Genomic DNA, 17,659 nt, shown 5'->3' on the forward strand with positions numbered 1-17,659 from the left:
CCGCTGGGGTGACTCAGGCCCGCTTCACCGGGTGATGGCGCATCACCCGGACGTGGGTCTCGGAGACGAGGAAGGTGGTGATGGCCGCCAGGCTCGCCTTGCCGTTCGTCTCGCTCCAGTCGAGGACATGGATGCGCATGCGGAGGGCGTTCCCCCTCCGGGCGTCTGCTTCGTCGTAGGTGAGCACGGCCTCGGCCTTCGCTCCGGCATAGGCGATGAGCGTCTGGCGGAAGGTGGGCCAGGTCTCACGGGTTCCGGTGAACTCGACCCTGCCATGGAGGAAGGACGTGGGGCGGGCGAGTGAGCCCAGGATGAAGGCCCCGCCGGGGCGCGAGGGCTGGGGCTTCATGAGCGAGAGGCTGGAGACGCGATTGCAGCCGCCCAGGCACTCGAGCACGCAGGAGCAGTCAACGCTGCCCTCGGGCAAGGCGACCGCCTTGCGCTGGCGCTCGCATCTGCTCATGCAGACCCTGGCCTCCTGGGCCTCCTTCTCGTGGGTCTGCTCAAGGGTCGCCAGCATCCGCGCAGGGCTGGCATCCGCCTCGAAGAAGCGCGCGTCTTCCAGGTGGAGCAGACCGGAGACCGGTGAGAGGCCGTCGCTCTCCATGCTGGAGAGCGCCGCTCGCGCCACGACCTTCTGGGCCCAGGGTTGCGCGGGGCTGACGCGTCTCCACTTCGCGCGCGCCTCGGAGTCCTGGCCCTCGTAGTCGAGGTTCACCCGGTCGAAGAGCGCGGCCAGCTTCTTCGCGCGCTCCAGCGCCGGCTTGTAGCTGTCCTTCACGGGAATCGTGGAGAACAGTCCGACGGCGTAGGTCAGCCCTCTCGCGTATTCGCCCTCCTCGCGGGAGCGGTCCAGCGTGAACAGCACCTCCCCCTCATAGCGGGGCGCCCACTCAATCCGGGCCTCGTTGCCGTCAGGCGCGGCGGCCTGCTTGCGCTCGAGGACGGACGCGCGGACCTGCTCGAAGGCCGCGGACTCTGCCTCCGGCTTGTAGGGGTCGTCACCTTCCACGTACACGCGCAAGTCACTGAGGCTGGTGTCGGCGTGCGACGCGCCCGGATAGGTCGAGACGAGCGTGAGCCGCACCCCGTGGACCCGGTTCGGGACGGGCAGGCGGACCTCCTGCCACCCGAGCACGTCCTTGAGCTCTGTCTCCAGCGGGGTGCCCGTCACCTGGGGCCCTGTCTCGCCCTGGACGAGCGGCTCCAGCTTCACCTTGCGCGGCCGGGCATTGGCGCGGAAGCGCTCCGCGGACTGCTGGAAGCCATTGCGAATGAACAGGCGGTACGTCTTCGCGCGGGTGAGCTCCGGTCCCCACCACTCCAGGGCTTCGCCTTCGCCCCGGCCCTTGGCGCCTTCCACCCAGGCGGTGGCCGGGTCGTCATCCGCGACGTAGAGCGGCAGGTGGTCCTTCCCTCCGCTCTTCAGGAAGGAGGAGGCCGTCACGCGGCGGGGATGCAGCCGGTTCGCCGAGCCCGCGTCGGGTTCGAGCATGACGGGCGGTGTCGCGGCGAGGAGGAGCGACAGGAGAATCATGGCGTGCGTTCCTTCGGAGTGGGGGATGGCGGGAAGGGTTGGAGGGGCGAGGCCCAGAGTACGAGCTGGGACAGGCCCGGCGGGTAGAGCCCTGAGTCTTCCTGCTCGCGGGACACGAGGTGGTAGATGACGCGCGCGTACCGGGCCCCCGCGGGGAGCGGTACGCGGCGTGTCTCTCCTGGCAGCAGGCGTGTGTCCTCCACCGCGCCCAGGTGGGGCAGGGGCTCGTGGGGCCACTGCCGGACCTCCAGGCGGCGGCCGAACGTGGCCACCGTGCGGGAGGATTCGAAGAGCGGGTCCTCGGAGACGTCCACGCTCACCCAGCGCATGACGTCACCCGAGGGAAACGCATGGCCCACCTCGCGTGTGGAGACACGGAGCGACGCGCCCGCCTGCTCCACCTGGAGCGCGGCCTTGAGGGACTCGGTGCGTCGCGTGCCGCCGAAGCCGTGGTTGCCCTGGGGCATGTGGCAGGACGTGCAATGGCGCGTGTCGCCGCTCTGGGTCTGCCAGCGGCGCCACTCTCCCACCGTGTCCTGTTGAAGCTGCGTGGGTGACAGCCGCACTCGCTGGCCCGCGCTCGTCACCACGGGGAAGCCGAACTGGTGACAGCCCGCGCAGGGCATTCCGGGCGCCTGGCCTTCGTTGCCCGTGGGCGCATGGCAGCCGGCGCAGGTGACACCGTGTTCCTCGGGAGGGCTGTCCTTGGGGAGCGGGCCTCGCTCCAGGTTCCGGGCGAGCGGCGCGTGACACTGCACACACCAGGCGGGCCGGTCCTCCGTCAAGGCGACCTGGAAGACGTCATCCGTGCGGGCCGTGGCGTGCCCGCTGTGTCGCCAGGCGTCCACCTGGGCGGCGTGGCACTCCGCGCAGCGCTGGACACGCCAGTCCGGCAGGCCATGCGGCGCGGGCCCCACGTCCATGCGCGCGGTGCCCTTGGGAAAACGCGGCGTGGGCGCCGTGGCCAGCAGCGAACAGGTGACGAGGAAGAGCACGGACACGGTGGCTCCGCACTGTAGGCGTGATTGGGAGGCGCGCGGTACAACCCCTCATCCATGAGAGCCTATGAAATCCAAGCGGGGTTTGGGTTGGACAAGCTGGTTCAGGTCGAGCGGCCGGACCCGACGCCCGGCCCCATGCAGGTGCGGGTGCGCGTGAAGGCCACGAGCCTCAACTCCCGTGACTTGATGATGGTGGAGGGGCGCTACAACCCCCGGCAGAAGCTGCCCCTCATTCCCAACTCGGACGCGGCGGGCGTGGTGGATGCGGTAGGCCCGGGTGTGACGCGGGTGAAGCCCGGGGACCGGGTGATGAGCCTCTTTTCCCAGGCCTGGAGCGCCGGGGAGCCCACGCGGGCGGCGCAGGGGAGCACGCTGGGAGGACCGCTGGACGGAGGCCTCGCGGACACGGTGCTGCTGCACGAGGACGGCGCGGTGCCCACGCCCGCCTATCTCTCCGATGAAGAGGCGGCGACGCTGCCGTGCGCGGCCGTGACGGCGTGGAGCGCGCTGGTCACCCATGGGGCGCTCAAGGCGGGAGACACCGTCTTGCTGCAGGGCACCGGTGGCGTGTCCATCTTCGCGTTGCAGATTGCCCGGCTGCTGGGCGCGCGAATCATCATCACCTCCAGCAGTGACGCCAAGCTGGCCCGGGCCCGGATGCTCGGCGCGCATGAGGGCATCAACTACGGGACGACGCCGGACTGGGAGAAGGCGACGCGCGCGCTGACGGGCGGCGTGGGCGTGGACCACGTGGTGGAAGTGGGTGGGGCGGGGACCTTCGAGCAGTCGCTGCGCGCGGTCCGGCCCGGCGGAACAGTGTCTGTGATTGGCGTGCTCAGCGGCGGCGCGGGTTCGGTGCCGCTGACGCCCATCCTCATGCAGAACCTGCGGGTGCAGGGCATCTTCGTGGGCCACCGCCAGAGCTTCGACGCGCTCAACCGGGCCTTCGCGTTGCACACCGTGCGCCCCGTGGTGGACCGCGTCTTCGAGTTCTCCGAGGCACGCGCCGCTTTCGAGCACCTCAAGAGCGGGGCGCACTTCGGGAAGGTGGTCATCCGGGTCGAGTGAAACAGCGCTCGCGGCCAGCCCTGCTCATCCCCACCGTGTGTGCAGGTTCACTTTTTGTGGATGCTCCTGTATTGTTTCAGTGTCGCTTCAGCGACAGAGGGGGAGTCCACATGGTCGCAGGCAAGGTCATCAAAGAGGTCGTCAAGGTCATTGGTAGCGGCGTGGCTTACGACGCCATCAAGGAAGGCGCGAAGGCGGTCGCCGACAAGGTCTGGGAGGGGCATGACCCGAACAAGCGCCCTTCACCGCAGCCCGCGCCGACCCGGCCGAAGCCTCCGGAGGCCAATCGGCCACCGGGCAAGATGCCCAAGGCGGGGCCACGTACCAAGCCGTGACGCGGCGCCTCGTCCGGGCACCGGTCTTCTCAGGGCCGGTGCCAGACGCGAGGTTATTGAAGTCGGGCCCTGGAGGTCGCTTCGGGAGCCCTGAATGACGGCTCAGGAACCCGCTTCGTGCGAGCCTGGGTCGGACGAGGAGGCCGGGCGGGCCACGTAGGAGACCTGGGGCCCGCCAGCCCGTTGTGAACGCGGACCACCGCGGCCCTGGGACTGGCGCGGCTGTCGAGGGCCACCCTCGTTGCCGCCGGTGCCCGGACGGGATTCCCGGACGGTGTTCTGCGCCGGGGCGCCGGGGACGGACCGGGTCTCGACGACAGGTTCCGGCCTGCCATTGCCGCGCCGCTCGGTCCGGTCGGGGCGAACCCCGCCGCCAGGCCCCCCCTGGTTCCTTGGTGAAGCGAAGGCGTCGCCGCGAGGCTCGTTTCGTGACGGACGGGCGGTGTCGGACGCACGCTGCTCCGCGGTGGGCGTGCCCGGATTGCCACCGCGCGGGTTGGCACGGGGCGGCCTCCCATTGCGTTGTTCGTTCTGGCGCGGGCTTCCGGGCGCGCTGTCCACGAACCGCTCATTCGGCGGGGAACCGCCTGGGCCTCTGCCGTTCGCCCGCGGCGCGTTCTGGTGCGGGCCTCCATTTTCACGCCGCCCGGATGGACGCGCGCCGTCTGCGTTGGCGCCATCCGCGCGTTGCTCATTCTGGCGCGGGCCGTCCTGGAACCTGCCGTTCGCACGCGGCTCGTTCGAGCGAGAGCCACCACTCGCACGCGGCCCAGTCGAGCGCGGGCCGCTCTGGGCGCCACCACTCGCACGAGGCTCAGTCGAGCGCGGGCCGCTCTGGACACCACCACTCGCACGCGGCCCAGTCGAACGCGGGCCGCTCTGGGCACCACCACTCGCACGCGGCTCGTTCGAGCCCGAGCGCCCAGGCGCACCGCCGCCTGTCCGCTGCCCATTCTGCGGCGGCCGAGCGCTATTGCCGTTGCCTCCGCTCCTCGGCGGGGGGCGGCCTCCTCCACCGCCCCGGTTGCGCCCGCGCCGGGGCGGAGGTGCCGCCACCGCGGGCTTGCCTCGCTCACCGCCACCCTGCCTGAGGACCAGCGCCTCCAGTTCCCGAAGCTCGGCCTCGGCGGCCTCTTCGGGCGTCATGTCGCGCTGGGGGGCGGCGGCTTGCTCGACTGGCGGGGCCGGCGACGGACGGAACTCGCCTCGGTGCTCGTCACCCTGGGGCCGGAACCCCTGGTTCCGAGGGCCTCCACGCCTGTTCTGACGAGGCCCGTCCCGGAAGCTGCCCGACGGCACGAAGTCCGTGGTGAGCTCCCGGCGCACATAGGCATTCCAGATTTCGCTCGTGTCGCCCGCGGCGTCATACAGCCAGGGCGCGGTGCTCGCGAGGAAGTTGCGGACGCTGTCCAGGTCGCGCCGGAAATAGAACTCCGCGCGGTTGTTGCGAGCGGCCGCCACCGTCTGCGGGAAGTCGATGATGACCGGCCCCGCGTAGCTCATGAGGATGTTGTAGGGGGACAGGTCGCCGTGGATGAGGTCGGCGCACAGCATGTTGACGACCTGCGCCCGCAGGTCCACGTAGAGGGCGTGCGCGTCCTCGGGGGTGGCGGGCGGGGCCTCCACCATGCGCGGAGCGGTGTGCCCTTCCGCGTCGAGCACCAGCTCCATGAGGAGGATGCCCTCGTAGAACAGCACCGGCGTGGGCACGCGCACACCCTGGGCGTGCAGCTTGTAGAGCGAGTCAGCCTCCGCGCTCTTCCAGGCGTCCTCGGCGGCGTTCTGGCCGAAGCGGCTGCCCTTCTCCATGGCGCGGCGCGTGCGCGAGTTGCGCACCTCGCGGCCTTCCCGGTAGCCCACGTTGTTGCGGAAGTTGCGCTCGTGGCGCTCCTTGTACAGCTTGGCCGCGACCACCTGGCCGGCATGCTGGACCAGCCATACCTCGGCCTCCTTGCCCGTCTTCAACTGGCCGATGATGGCTTCGATGATGCCATCGGCCAGGAGGGTCTCTAGCGAGTCATTCATTCCGACGCGGGGTTCCAGTGGGGGCCGGGCGGGATTGGCGGCGTAGTCGCAAGCGTGCGGGCGGCCCTGTTCGCGGCGCACGGCAGTATGTGAACATCTCGCGGGCCCTTCTTGCTACCAACACGGTACGGCAAGCAGCCAAGAAGGCTGGCGGAAGGCCCGCCAGCAGTTTGCCTCCTGGGGTTCCAGGGTAGCCAGGGCTTTAAATGCCCCGGGTGGGTCATCTTGGACCATGCCCTGGGCCTGATTCCAGGCCATCCCCACCGTCCGCGTTCGCCAGGGGACGGAGTCCGCACGTCGTGGCGGGTGGGGTGGGGCGCGTGCTGATGCTTGGACCCGAACGAGGGAGCGCTACGATGCGCGCCGTCCAGGGAGGGGTTCATCATGGCGACGAAGTCACGCAAGACGGCTGTTGCGAAGAAGTCATCCCGGCGTAGCGCGACAGTGAAGAAGGCCACGCCGAAGAAGGCCGCCGGCAAGTCGCGCGGCGCGAAAAAGACCACCGCGAAGAAGACGACGGCGAAGAAGGCCACCGCGAAGAAGGCGGCGACGAAGAAGCGCACCGCGAAGAAGGCACCCGCGAAGAAGACGACGGCGAAGAAGGCCACCGCGAAGAAGACCTCCGCGCGCAAGGTGGCGACGCGGCGGACGTCCGCGTCTCGGCGTGAGCGGCCCGCGACAGGGTCGCCCTTCGTCGAGCAGGTGGAGACGACGTCCGCGGGGTTCCAGCCCCTGGCGCCCGTCCACGCCGCGGTGGACGAGTTCACCAGCTCCGGCAACGAGGTGCTCGACATCTTCCAGCGGTATGACCGCGACCGGACCGGCACCATCGACCGTGCCGAGTTCGCGCGCTTGCTGGAGGCGCTGGGGCAGAACATCTCCGACGAGGAGCTGGAAATCGCCGTCGACATCGTCGACACGGACCGCACCGGGAAGATTTCCTGGAACGAGTTCAAGGCCTGGTGGAACAGCCGCTGACGGCGCGTCGCAACACCGTCCTGGTCCGCGAGCGCGTCTGGCATGATGCGCTCCGAGCGGACCTTCATTCTCGTGGCAGGGGGAAGGGTGGCTGACCTGGCGTCAAGCGCACATGCAGCGGTTTTCGAGCACTCGCGGGATGGGGTGCTCGTGCTGGATGCTGGGCAGCGCATCGTGGAGGTCAACCGCGCCGCGGAGCGCATCTTCGGGCCGCGTGCTGGACTCGTGGGGCAGCCGGTGGGGCTGCTCCTGCCTGGCTGGCGTCCTCCAGAGCCACGCGCTCCCGCCGATGCCGCCCTGCGCGAGACGGAGCTGGCTGGACAGCGTCCAGGCGGCACCGGCCCCGCGCACTACCTGCGAGTGGTGACGCTGCCGCTGGCCGGAGATGGCGACGGGGGCTGGGTCCTGCAGCTCCATGACATGACGGCCCGCCTGGAGGTGGAGGCCTCGCTCCGGCAGCAGAAGGAGTTCTTCGAGGCGGTGGTCATCAACAGCCCGGTGGCCATCATCACCATCACCCGTCAGTTCCGCGTGCTGTCGTGGAACCCCGAGGCCACGCGCCTGTTCGGGTACTCGCCAGCCGAAGCGCTCGGCAAGCACATCTTCGAGCTGGTGGCCACCGAGCCCAGCGTCCTCCCGGAAGCGGAGCAGGCGTCGCGCGAGGTCGTGCAGCGCGGGCGGCTGCGCTCCGTCACCCGGCGGGTCCGCAAGGATGGCAGCGTGGTGGACGTGGAGCTTCGGGCCCTGCCGGTGTCGGTGGGCGGACGGCAGCTCGGCTTCATCGCCATCTACCACGACATCACCGACCTCGAACGGGCGCGCAAGGCGGCGGAGGCGGCCAACCAGGCCAAGAGCCTGTTCCTGGCCACCATGAGCCACGAAATCCGCACGCCGATGAACGCCATCATCGGCATGACGGGCCTGCTCCTGGACCGGACGCTGACGGAGGAGCAGCGCGACTTCGTCGCCACCATCCGGCAGAGCAGCGAGGCGCTGCTGACGTTGCTCAACGACGTGCTGGACTTCTCCAAGATTGAAGCCGGCCGCTTCGAGGCGGAGCTGCGGCCCTTCGACCTGCGCCAGTGCGTGGAGTCCGTGCTGGACCTGATGGCCGTGCGCGCCAGCGAGAAGGGGCTGGACCTGGGGTGTGACCTCGCGCCGCGGCTGCCGCAGATGCTGGTGGGGGATGCGTCGCGCCTCCGGCAGGTGCTGCTCAACCTGGTGGGCAACGCGCTCAAGTTCACCGAGCACGGCGGCGCGGTGGTGAGCGTGGAGGGCTCGGCCCTGGGCGGCGCGGAGGGCGCGGCGGACTGGGAGCTGACCTTCAGCGTGCAGGACACCGGCCCCGGCATCCCCGAGGACCGGCGCACGGGGCTGTTCCAGCCGTTCAACCAACTGGATGCCTCCGTGTCGCGGCGCTTCGGTGGCACGGGGCTGGGGCTGGCCATCTCCAAGCGGCTGGTGGAGGCCATGGGCGGCACGCTCTGGGTGGAGAGCGAGGGCGTGCCCGGACAAGGCACCACCTTCCGCTTCACCCTGCGCGTCCAGGCGGCGCCACAGGCCTATGCGGTGCAGCCGCGCCAGGAGCAGGGGCTGCTCCTGGGCCGGCGCGTGCTCATCGTGGACGACAACGCCCTGTTCCGGAGGTTGCTGGGCCGGCAGCTCCAGTCGTGGGGCCTGGTGCCCGTGGAGTCCGCGTCGGGGCTGGAGGCGCTCGGCCAGTTGGAGGCGGGGGCTGCGTTCGACGCGGTGCTCATCGACCACCACATGCCGGGGCTGGATGGCACCACGCTGGCCGAGCGCATCCGGCAGCGCGAGGAGACGCGGGCCCTTCCCCTGGTGCTGGTGTCGACGCCGGGCCGGCGGGGCAATCCCCCCGAGGGCCTGTTCGCGGGCGTGTTGTCGCGTCCGCTGAAGGACTCGCAGCTCTACGACGCGCTGGTGTCGTGCTTCTCGCAGCACCTTCCCCAGCTTCCGGAGCCCCGGCAGACGCGGCCCTCGCGCGCGGGGCCCTTTCCGGGGGAGCGGCCGGGGGACACCGTGCCGCTGGACATCCTCCTGGTGGAGGACAACGCCACCAACCAGAAGCTGGCGCTGCTCGTGCTGGAGCGGCTCGGCTACCGCGCGGACGTGGCGCTCAACGGACGTCAGGCGCTGCAGGCGTTGTCCCAGAAGCGCTACGACGCGGTCCTCATGGACCTGCAGATGCCGGAGATGGACGGCCTGGAGGCCACGCGCCGCATCCGCCAGGAGCTACCGCCCAAGGCGCAGCCCTGGGTCATCGCCATGACGGCCAACGCCATGGACTCCGACCGGGAGCAGTGCTTCTCGGCGGGCATGGACGACTTCCTGGGCAAGCCCATCCGCGTGGAGGCGCTGACGGCGGCGCTGCTGCGCTGCCAGCCCCGGCGTTCGGACGTGGCGCCGGAGCGGCGGGTCGCGAGCGACAGGGTCGCGCTGACGCCGCTGCAAACGGTCCTGGAGGGCCTTCCGGACGCGGCGCGCATCCCAGGCCTGGAGTCCGCCGCGCTCGCCCGGCTGTGGGCGGAGCTGGGGGCGCAGGCGGCGCAGATTCTCCCCGAGCTCATCGACACCGCGCTGCACAGCATGCCGGCGCTCCTGGCGGACGCGTACTCGGCCCTGGTGCGTGGACACGCGGACGACCTGGGCCGGGCGGCGCACACCCTCAAGTCGAACGCGGCCTGGTTTGGCGCCAGCGCGCTGGAGTCGCAGGCCCGCGACATCGAGTTGCAGGCGGACGCCGGCCGGTTGGAGGACATGCCCGAGCGGCTCGAGCGGTGCCAGACGGAGCTGGAAGTGACGCGGCTGCTGCTGGGCCGCCTGCGTGACAGCGTCCTGGCCCTGTCCGGCGCCTGACACGGATGGGGAGGGCGGCCCGGATTGCGCGGCGGAGGCGCACGTCGGCGGTGCGCGACGCCCCCTCCGAGCGCTATCTCTTGAGGTTCATTCGCGAATGCCACCGAGGAGATGCAAAGCACATGGCCCGATACGACTTCGACCTTTTCACCATTGGCGGCGGCTCTGGCGGTGTTGCGGCCAGCCGCAGGGCCGGGGCTCACGGGGCCCGGGTGGCGGTGTGTGAGGACCGCGACTTGGGCGGCACGTGTGTCCACCGTGGCTGCGTGCCCAAGAAGCTCCTGGTGTATGGCGCGCACTTCCGGGAGGAGTTCGAGGACGCGGAGGGCTACGGCTGGACGGTCCAGGCGCCGCAGTTCAACTGGAGCAAGCTGCTGGCCGCGAAGGACAAGGAGTTGGACCGGCTGCGCGGCGTGTATGCGCGCCTGCTGCGCGACTCGGGGGTGACGCTGCTGGAGGGGCGCGGGCGCGTAGTGGACCCGCACACGGTGGAGGTGGCCGGCAAGCGGTACACGGCCGAGCGCATCCTGATTGCCACGGGCTCGCGGCCCTATCTTCCGGCCGACATCACCGGCATCGAGCACGCCGTCACCTCCGATGAGGCGCTGTCCTTTCCGGAGCTGCCCAAGCGGCTGGCCGTCATCGGGGCCGGGTACATCGGCGTGGAGCTGGCGGGCGTCTTCCACGGGCTGGGCTCCCAGGTGACGATGTTGATTCGCGGCGCCAGCGTGCTGGGCGGGTTCGATGAAGACGTGCGCTCCTTCCTCACGGAGGAGATGCGGAAGAAGGGCATCGAGCTGATGACGGACACCTTCATCCGGGACATCGAGAAGCGCGCCGAGGGCGGGGTGAGCCTGCTGACGGGCGGAGGGGAGACGGTGGAGGCGGACGCGGTGCTGTTCGCCACCGGGCGCGTCCCCAACTCGGGGGGACTGGGGCTGGAGGAAGCGGGGGTGGTGCTGGACGCGCGCGGCGCGGTGGTGGTGGACGCGTGGTCCCGCACCTCGGTGGAGAGCATCTACGCGGTGGGCGACATCACCGACCGCATCAACCTCACGCCGGTGGCCATCGCGGAGGGGCGCGCCCTGGCGGAGACGCTCTTCAACGACAACCCGATGCAGATGGACCACACCGACGTGCCGTCGGCCGTCTTCAGCCAGCCGCCCGTGGCCTCCGTGGGACTGACGGAGGTGGAGGCGCGCGAGCGCCACGGAAAGCTGGACGTCTACGTCACCAGCTTCCGGCCCATGAAGCACACCCTGAGCGGACGCAACGAGCGCACCATGATGAAGGTGGTGGTGGAGCACGAGTCCAACCGCGTGCTCGGCTGTCACATGGTGGGGACGGACGCACCGGAAATCATCCAGGGGCTGGCGGTGGCGGTGAAGTGTGGCGTCACCAAGAAGCAGCTCGACGCCACCGTGGGCATCCACCCCACCGCGGCCGAGGAGTTCGTCACGCTGCGAGACAAGCGGCCGGACCCCGACGCGCGCATGGCGGCGGAGCTGGGGCACGACGCGGGGGCGCCTCCGAAGGGGACGCGCGGGTGAGGCGAACGGCTCGAAAACCACAGGCGAATCAGCGAGGGATGACGGGCTCCAACACGCCTGACCTCGCCAGCAGCTCCCCTACGCGCTTTCCCCTTTCGACATGCTCGATGTTCTTCGCGGTCAGCCGCTCTGGGGTCAGGACGATGACGGTTCCCCGGTTCTCGACCGGCTCGATACGGACGGGAGCTGGCAATGGGGGCACTGTTCCCCGGCGGCGCGACAGGTACGTGACCCAACCCACGAACCCGCCAGCCCGGGGCGTTTCGGTCATCAACGCACGGTGCTCCCACGATGTGGCCACGGCCCAATCAGGGTCCCATGCCTGAGCCATGCCGCGGAGCACGCCCGCCAGCATCGGGGTGGTGATGAGCCGCTCCGCTTCCGCCCCGCCGCTCGGTAGCGTCATCACGCAGGAGTTGGGGTTGGCGCCACCATGGTCACCACAGGTGATGCGCAGATCCACGTCTTCCCCTCTGGCGCCTCCATTGCCGAACCAGAACGTGAAGCCGAGCTGCTCAATGGCCGGCCCACCTTTCTCGCGGTTGACGCCGCGCCGAAAAGACTCCGTGAGCGTGGCCAGATCCGGCGGCATCAAGGGATACTTCCGAGCGTCCTTGCGTGAGCGCGCGGGCTTGTACCATTGGGCCAGGAGTGGATCACATGCGGCCAGGGCCATGAGCAACTCCGCGGTGCGACGCGCGCAGTCTTCGGGGGACTCCTTGCGCGGCCCCCAGTAGGCACCCACGTAGTATTCTTCTGCTTCAGGTTGTTCAGCCACGATGACCTCCTCTCACTGTGCTGGGGTGTGGACAACCTTGATGCCTTCAATGTCCGCTCCATCCAAGAGTCGGCGGATTGGATTGACTGCAGCCGCTTCGGCCACATGCCACTCAATCCGTATACCTGTCCCCTGGACCGTCTGCGTCTGCCGCCGAGCTTGCTCTACGAGGTCCACAGCCCCCGAGTGGCGGAACCATTCCTTGGGCTTCAGTCCCTCGAAGAACCTCGCGTAGCCAGGCCCCTTCGCCTCCAGTAGCACTCCATCCTTGAAGCCGTCGAACTTCACGCCTCCGGCTTGCGTGCTCGTGCCACCGACCCAATATGCTTCATCTGCCGGATGCCCGGAGATCTGCTCCTGATAGCGCCGGGCACGGGTGGACATCGACTCCTTTGCTGGCCCCCACTGCCCTGGTCCCTGGGAAGGTGCTCCTCCCTTCGAGGCGGTGCTCGCCCGCTGGAGGATGATGGCCGCCCCGGGCCCGCCGCTGAGTACCGCAGCCGCGCGCCCTGCTGGCACTGAGACACGCTCCAGTGCCAGTGCTCCCTTCGCCGACAGCGAGAGCACTGGCACCGAGACTTCCGCGCCTACCGCCATCCCCTTCAACGTCCGCGTCGTGGCCGAGGCAGCTCCCCTGGTGATGAGCATGCTCGTTGTGAGCCGCGATACTTCGCGGATCTGCTCGCCACGGGTCATGGACTGAAAGCGCTCCCAGTACATGGGCGAGGACGCGATGAGCGCCACCACGCCCGCTGGCAGGTGGCTCAGCCCCGCGAGACTGTCCACGGGACGCGTGAGCAACTGGCCCAGCGCGTGGTACAACTCCACAAACGCGTCCTCCGCTCCATCCAGGGTGCGGCTGATGACGTCCGCGTCGTCGTACACCTCGGCCAGGGGCCGCCAATCCGAAACCTGGAGCTGCGCGTCCACGGTCCGGAAGACACCGCCCTTGCCGCTGAAGAAGCGCCCCAGCTCGAAGCCATGCGCTCGGAAGGCGCCGTCCTTCCACTCGACCGTTGCCACTCTCTGCTGGGTTCGCCCGGTGAGGGCCCACGCCAGATAGCCGTCGGGTCGCAGCACCGCGATCTGCTCCCGGGCGAAGCGCTCCACCCGCCGCACCAGCTCCTGCCGCGTGACTTCGCCTCCCTCCATCACCTCGCGCAGGATGAAGCCTGCGGCCATGCGAGGCGGGAAGGTCCTCAATGTGACGGGCTTGCCCAGAAGCACTTCCATCAGCCGCGCGGCTGCGTGGGCGTCAGCGCGCCTCCCAGGGGATGTGCGTCCTGAGCCGCCAGCCCCGCGTTTGTCAGCAACTGCCCCCAGGCGTTCGGTTGCACGTCATCGGGACGGATGTCGCCTGCCATGGCCACCGCGCGAACGGGGCTTGCCGCCGTCACCACTTCGCGCACCGCCTTGCGGCGGTACAGGGGAGGCGCTTCCTCGCGAGGCGTGGCACTCGGCACCGGTGCGGATGTACGCGGCGCCTCGTCGTTCGACGCCCGCGCTCCAGAGGCGTTCGTGGCCGTGCGGGACGTGTCGCTCAGCGTCCTTCCGGGCCCGGCAGGTAACGAAACGCAGCCGGTGAAGAGGAGGGCCACGCACCCGAGCAGGACGTTGTTGGCGCGCAGTGTCCGCCCCTTGGCCCACCGAGGCGAAGGCTCCCGGCCGTGAGCCTGCCCCGATTCCGTGACACCCGAGAGGTATGGAAGGAGCACGGAATGTCCTCGCCCGGCGAGAAGTCGATGAAGCCCCGCAGGGCGCTCAATGCGTTCCCGGCGGACTTCAAGGCCGAGATGGTGGAACTGATGCTGGAGGAGGGCAAGGCCAACCTCCAGGAGCGCCGAGGCCCCTTGATGAGGGCATGGCGGTGGAGGTGAGGCATGATGCGCCGGCGTCCATCTGGCGCTGAGGCCCGGGGCAGGTCAGGGCGGCTTTCGCACCGATTCGAGAGGTGACGACCCCATGAGTGATTCATCGACGGAGTCCTCCTCCCCAGGCGGCGCGCGCATCCGGGGCATGGAGCAGGTGGACCGGTTGTCGGTGCCGCTGCCCCACGGCACCGAGGTGACGACGCGCGTGGAGCGCCTGGCCTCCGGAGGCCGCCGCATCCCGCAGGGCGTGGTGGGCCGTGTGGTCCGCGCGCATGACGGCGGCTTCGACGTGCAGATTGTCGGCGTGGGGGAGGTGTGGTTCGCGAGGGATGAGCTGGTGCCCCGGCGCCCGGGGCAGGTGCAGTTCGCCCAGCGCCGCGAGGCGGCCTGGAGCGCGCTGACACCGTGTGTGGTGCTGGAGACGCGCGTGGGCAGCCATGCCTGGGGGCTGGCCGACGAGCGCTCGGACGTGGATGTGCGCGGCGTGTTCGCCTTGCCGCTCCCCTGGCGATTTGGACTGGTCGAAGCGCCCCGGGACCTGGTGAGCGCGGATGGCAGCACCACATACTGGGAGGTCCACAAGGCGGTGGAGCAGGCGCTCCGCGCGGATCCGAACACGCTGGAGACGCTCTTCGTGCCGGGCGCGAAGGCGTTGGACCCGGTAGGCGGGTGGCTCCTGGAGGAGCGCGACGCCTTCGTGTCCAAGGCCCTGTTCGGCAGCTTCGGGCGTTATGCCATGAGCCAGCTTGACAAGCTCACGCGCAGCCAGCGGCTGGCGGAGCATCGGGACCTGCTGCTCGAATGGTTGTGCGAGGAGCCCGCGCCGGACCTGGACGAGGTGGCGCGTCGGCTGTCGGCCGTGTCGCCTCGCGCGGCGCCGACGGCGCAGGATGCGCTGCTGGCGGCGAAGACGTACGTGAAGCAGCTCTACCGCTCGCTCTGGGACCAGGGGCTGCTGGCGACCAACGACTTCAAGGCGCTCACCGCCTATGCACGGAGCGGCGGCCAGCGGCCTCCCTCCGCGCGCGAGCTGCGCCCGAAGAACGCCTACAACCTGCTGCGCCTGGTGGCCACGGCGACAGGGTGGCTGCGCGAGGGGGCGCCCGTCTTCGAGGCCTCTGGCGCGCTGAAGGCGCGGCTGCTCGACATCAAGGCGGGCCGCGTGCCGCTGGAGGACGTGCTGCGGGACGCGGAGGCAATGGCGCCGGACCTGGAGGCAGCGCACCGGGAGAGCCGTCTGCCGGAGCATCCGGACTACGAACGCGCGGACCGGTTGCTGCGGCGCGTGGGCGAGGAGTTGGCGCGGCGCTGGGTGCTGAAGGAGCCCGGGCCGCTGGGACGTGACGCGCCGGAGGCCCCGGCCATGGCGTGGAGGGATTCGGAATGAAGGGCACCCTGACGGAACATCAACGGGCCATGGCGGACCGGGTGCTGGACGAGGAGTCCCGGCACCGCGCGCATCTGGTCGTCTCCCTGTCCGGAGCGCACGCCTATGGCTTCCCCTCGCCCGACAGCGACCTGGACCTGAAGTCCATCCACGTCGCGTGGACCGCGGCGCTGCTGACGCTGCAGCCCGTACACGTCCCCACGGAGCGGCTGGAGGTGCTGGAGGGCGTGGAGGTGGACTACTCGTCCAACGAGCTGCTGCCGGTGCTCCAGGGCATCCTGCAAGGCAATGGGAACTACCTGGAGCGGGTGCTGGGGGCCATCCCCCTGCGCGTGTCTCCGGAGCTGGAGTCGCTGCGTCCGCTGGTGCGCGCGGTGCTGTCGCGCAAGCTGCACCGCCACTACAACGGCTTTGCCCAGGGACAGCTGCGCGAGTGGGAGAAGAGCGGGTTCCGTTCAGCGAAGCGGCTGCTCTACGTGCTGCGCACCACGCTGACGGGGGCCCATGCGCTGCGGACCGGCGAGGTGGAGACGGACGTCACGGAGCTGCTGTCGCGGTACGGCTTCGCGGAGGCCCATGCCCTGGTGGAGCAGAAGCTGCGCGGGGAGAAGAGCGAGCTCCCGGAGGCCCTGAGCGAGCGGTGGCGCGGCGAGGTGTCGCGCGCGTTCGAGGTGCTCGAAGCCGCGCGGGCGGACTCGGTGCTTCCCGAGTCACCGCCCGCCGAGGCCGTGGCCGCGTTGGAGGCGTGGATGCTGGACCTGCGGCGGAGGAACTTCGGGGGACACCCGTGACGTGTCGTCCCTAGGACGGACTCACGCCCGCCACCAGATAGAAGCGGAACTCGCCCGAGTTGACGCTGTAGGCCGCGTCCACGCCCACCAGGGGCAGCACGATGTTGCGCAGGTACAGCCGCAGGCCGGCGCCCACGCCCTGGGCCACCGTGGCGTTCCCCAGCCCGCCCGCCGCGTCCGGCAGGTAGCTGCGCACCACGCGCCCGTTGACGTCCCGCAGCTCCCGGTCCCCGGGCAGCTTGCGCCACATCATCATCCCCGTGTCGGAGAAGGCGACACCGCGGAAGGACAGCGGGTTCACCGTGAAGAGGGGGAAGTGGTACTCGGCGGTGAAGGACAGGCGCGTGTCGCCCCGGAACTGGCGGTAGACGAAGCCGCGCAGGGAATTGCCGCCCATGACGAGCTCCTGATGGAACGGCAGGTCCACGCCGGCCACGGCCTCGCCGCGCAGCACCAGGTTGTGTTCACCCAGCAGCCGCAGGCCATGGCGGTACAGCAGGCCGAAGCGCTCGTAGCGGAAGTCACTGCCGACGCCGGGCTTGGAGCGCTCGTAGGAGGCCTCCAGGTTGAGGCCCTCCATCACCGCGTGCAGGTTCTGCCGCGTGTCGATGCCCACCATCAGCCGCAGGGATGCGTCCTGCTGCGACGGGCCCAGGGAGAAGGCGGGCGTCGTCACCTCCTCGGAGGAGTCGGGGGACTTCGCGTCGATGGACATCAGCCGGTACTTGGCCGCCGCGCGCACGCGCTCGAACAGCAGGAAGCCCAGCTCTCCGGCGATGGACGCGGAGTTCATCCGCGTGCGTCGCACCACCTCCGGACGCCGCTGGCCGGAGCCGGGCAGGTACTCGTCCACCCGGTCGCTGCGAAGCTGGCCTTCCAGGCTGAAGCGGAGCTGGGGCAGCCCGAAGAGGTTCGGGTCCAGGAAGCCCGCGAAGAGGCCGCTCTCCGCCGTGCTCACCTGGGCCGCTGTCGCGAACTTCTTGCTGCGGCCCCAGAGGTTGTTCTCCGCGTACAGCACGCCGCCGCCGACGTTGTCGGATTGCAGCACGAAGGTGGGCGCCACCACCCAGGACGCCTTGTCCTCCACCTCCAGAATCAGCCGCACCCGGCCGGGCCCGGACGGCTCGTAGTGGACCTTCACCTCCTGGAAGAGGCCCGTGGCGACCAGCCGCCGCTCGACCGTGGCCAGGTCCTCGAGCGCGAGCGGGTCTCCTTCCCCCACGCGCGCGTAGGCGCGCACCGTGTCCGGCTGGGTCTTCTTCGGGCCGCGGACCACCACTTCCTCGACGACCGGGTCTGACTCCGTGATTTGCGCCGGTGCCAGGGGCGCCAGGAGGCTCAGCCCCAGCGCCGCGCATCGAACCCACACGCGTCTGCTCATTGCTCGTTGCACGTCCGTGAAAGGGGCTGCCGGCCAGCGCCCGCGAGGCACAATCTACCTCCAGTTTCGTCCCGGGAGGT

The 17,659-nt window shown here is 70.0% G+C and carries 15 protein-coding genes; 8 read left to right on the forward strand and 7 right to left on the reverse strand.

The features are described 5' to 3' along the window. Positions 1–13: 13 nt before the first annotated feature. Positions 14–1,537: an NADase-type glycan-binding domain-containing protein gene (locus tag KGD87_RS00685; RefSeq protein ID WP_284665664.1), complete on the reverse strand. Its 1,524-nt coding sequence runs from the start codon at positions 1,535–1,537 to the stop codon at positions 14–16. Then, positions 1,534–2,538 (reverse strand): multiheme c-type cytochrome, encoded by a 1,005-nt coding sequence (locus KGD87_RS00690; protein ID WP_284665665.1) that lies wholly within the window; start codon positions 2,536–2,538, stop codon positions 1,534–1,536. The genes KGD87_RS00685 and KGD87_RS00690 overlap by 4 nt, the downstream gene beginning before the upstream one ends. Positions 2,539–2,592: 54 nt before the next feature. Between KGD87_RS00690 and KGD87_RS00695 the strand changes: the two genes are divergently transcribed. Beyond that, complete coding sequence (locus KGD87_RS00695; RefSeq protein ID WP_284665666.1) at positions 2,593–3,606, forward strand: zinc-dependent alcohol dehydrogenase family protein; 1,014 nt, start codon at positions 2,593–2,595, stop codon at positions 3,604–3,606. 110 nt (positions 3,607–3,716) lie between these two features. After that, entirely contained in the window at positions 3,717–3,941 is a 225-nt protein-coding gene (locus KGD87_RS00700; RefSeq protein WP_284665667.1) for a hypothetical protein, read from the forward strand. A 102-nt stretch (positions 3,942–4,043) separates the two neighbouring features. Here the strand turns inward: KGD87_RS00700 and KGD87_RS00705 are convergent, their stop codons facing one another. After that, positions 4,044–5,966, reverse strand: a complete 1,923-nt coding sequence (locus KGD87_RS00705) for an RIO1 family regulatory kinase/ATPase domain-containing protein (RefSeq protein ID WP_284665668.1) — start codon at positions 5,964–5,966, stop codon at positions 4,044–4,046. A 384-nt stretch (positions 5,967–6,350) separates the two neighbouring features. Between KGD87_RS00705 and KGD87_RS00710 the strand changes: the two genes are divergently transcribed. The 3 genes from KGD87_RS00710 to gor all read left to right on the forward strand — a co-directional run bounded on the left by KGD87_RS00710 (position 6,351) and on the right by gor (position 11,371). Further along, a complete protein-coding gene (locus KGD87_RS00710; protein ID WP_284665669.1) occupies positions 6,351–6,944 on the forward strand; it encodes an EF-hand domain-containing protein in 594 nt (197 codons plus the stop codon). A gap of 42 nt (positions 6,945–6,986) precedes the next feature. Further along, the gene (locus KGD87_RS00715) at positions 6,987–9,821 is read left to right on the forward strand and encodes a response regulator (RefSeq protein ID WP_350101122.1); all 2,835 of its coding nucleotides are present in this window, start codon (positions 6,987–6,989) and stop codon (positions 9,819–9,821) included. 122 nt (positions 9,822–9,943) lie between these two features. Next, positions 9,944–11,371 (forward strand): glutathione-disulfide reductase, encoded by a 1,428-nt coding sequence (gor, locus tag KGD87_RS00720; RefSeq protein ID WP_284665670.1) that lies wholly within the window; start codon positions 9,944–9,946, stop codon positions 11,369–11,371. 28 nt (positions 11,372–11,399) lie between these two features. Here gor and KGD87_RS00725 read toward each other — a convergent pair whose 3' ends face one another. The 3 genes from KGD87_RS00725 to KGD87_RS00735 are packed head-to-tail and all read right to left on the reverse strand — an operon-like array spanning position 11,400 to position 13,864. Next, positions 11,400–12,149, reverse strand: coding sequence for an immunity 52 family protein (locus KGD87_RS00725; protein ID WP_350101124.1), 750 nt, complete (start codon positions 12,147–12,149; stop codon positions 11,400–11,402). A 12-nt stretch (positions 12,150–12,161) separates the two neighbouring features. Continuing rightward, entirely contained in the window at positions 12,162–13,331 is a 1,170-nt protein-coding gene (locus KGD87_RS00730; protein WP_284665672.1) for a Tox-REase-5 domain-containing protein, read from the reverse strand. Positions 13,332–13,381: 50 nt separating this feature from the next. Beyond that, positions 13,382–13,864, reverse strand: coding sequence for a hypothetical protein (locus KGD87_RS00735; protein WP_284665673.1), 483 nt, complete (start codon positions 13,862–13,864; stop codon positions 13,382–13,384). A 3-nt stretch (positions 13,865–13,867) separates the two neighbouring features. Here KGD87_RS00735 and KGD87_RS00740 point away from each other — a divergent pair, with 3 nt between their 5' ends. The 3 genes from KGD87_RS00740 (at position 13,868) to KGD87_RS00750 (ending at position 16,198) form a co-directional block, all read left to right on the forward strand. After that, the gene (locus KGD87_RS00740; protein ID WP_284665674.1) at positions 13,868–14,026 is read left to right on the forward strand and encodes a hypothetical protein; all 159 of its coding nucleotides are present in this window, start codon (positions 13,868–13,870) and stop codon (positions 14,024–14,026) included. Positions 14,027–14,111: 85 nt separating this feature from the next. Next, positions 14,112–15,407 carry a DNA polymerase beta superfamily protein gene (locus tag KGD87_RS00745; protein WP_284665675.1) on the forward strand — a complete coding sequence of 432 codons (1,296 nt, stop codon included), beginning with the start codon at positions 14,112–14,114 and terminating at the stop codon, positions 15,405–15,407. Beyond that, complete coding sequence (locus KGD87_RS00750; RefSeq protein WP_284665676.1) at positions 15,404–16,198, forward strand: nucleotidyltransferase domain-containing protein; 795 nt, start codon at positions 15,404–15,406, stop codon at positions 16,196–16,198. Before KGD87_RS00745 ends, KGD87_RS00750 begins: the two co-directional genes overlap by 4 nt. A 10-nt stretch (positions 16,199–16,208) precedes the next feature. On the opposite strand, the gene KGD87_RS00755 is transcribed toward KGD87_RS00750, so the two are convergent. Further along, complete coding sequence (locus tag KGD87_RS00755) at positions 16,209–17,579, reverse strand: BamA/TamA family outer membrane protein (protein WP_284665677.1); 1,371 nt, start codon at positions 17,577–17,579, stop codon at positions 16,209–16,211. Positions 17,580–17,659 lie beyond the last annotated feature (80 nt).

It is taken from the genome of Myxococcus sp. SDU36 (assembly GCF_030168875.1).
In the GTDB taxonomy this organism is placed as follows: domain Bacteria; phylum Myxococcota; class Myxococcia; order Myxococcales; family Myxococcaceae; genus Myxococcus; species Myxococcus vastator.

What these genes read in the sequence shown, in the direction of transcription:
- KGD87_RS00740 (WP_284665674.1), top strand. Translation starts at nt 13,868, where the DNA reads ATGTCCTCGCCCGGCGAGAAGTCGATGAAGCCCCGCAGGGCGCTCAAT.
- KGD87_RS00700 (WP_284665667.1), top strand. Translation starts at nt 3,717, where the DNA reads ATGGTCGCAGGCAAGGTCATCAAAGAGGTCGTCAAGGTCATTGGTAGC.
- gor (WP_284665670.1), top strand. Translation starts at nt 9,944, where the DNA reads ATGGCCCGATACGACTTCGACCTTTTCACCATTGGCGGCGGCTCTGGC.
- KGD87_RS00745 (WP_284665675.1), top strand. Translation starts at nt 14,112, where the DNA reads ATGAGTGATTCATCGACGGAGTCCTCCTCCCCAGGCGGCGCGCGCATC.
- KGD87_RS00695 (WP_284665666.1), top strand. Translation starts at nt 2,593, where the DNA reads ATGAGAGCCTATGAAATCCAAGCGGGGTTTGGGTTGGACAAGCTGGTT.
- KGD87_RS00730 (WP_284665672.1), bottom strand. Translation starts at nt 13,331, where the DNA reads ATGGCCGCAGGCTTCATCCTGCGCGAGGTGATGGAGGGAGGCGAAGTC.
- KGD87_RS00705 (WP_284665668.1), bottom strand. Translation starts at nt 5,966, where the DNA reads ATGAATGACTCGCTAGAGACCCTCCTGGCCGATGGCATCATCGAAGCC.
- KGD87_RS00715 (WP_350101122.1), top strand. Translation starts at nt 6,987, where the DNA reads ATGATGCGCTCCGAGCGGACCTTCATTCTCGTGGCAGGGGGAAGGGTG.
- KGD87_RS00750 (WP_284665676.1), top strand. Translation starts at nt 15,404, where the DNA reads ATGAAGGGCACCCTGACGGAACATCAACGGGCCATGGCGGACCGGGTG.
- KGD87_RS00685 (WP_284665664.1), bottom strand. Translation starts at nt 1,537, where the DNA reads ATGATTCTCCTGTCGCTCCTCCTCGCCGCGACACCGCCCGTCATGCTC.
- KGD87_RS00710 (WP_284665669.1), top strand. Translation starts at nt 6,351, where the DNA reads ATGGCGACGAAGTCACGCAAGACGGCTGTTGCGAAGAAGTCATCCCGG.
- KGD87_RS00755 (WP_284665677.1), bottom strand. Translation starts at nt 17,579, where the DNA reads ATGAGCAGACGCGTGTGGGTTCGATGCGCGGCGCTGGGGCTGAGCCTC.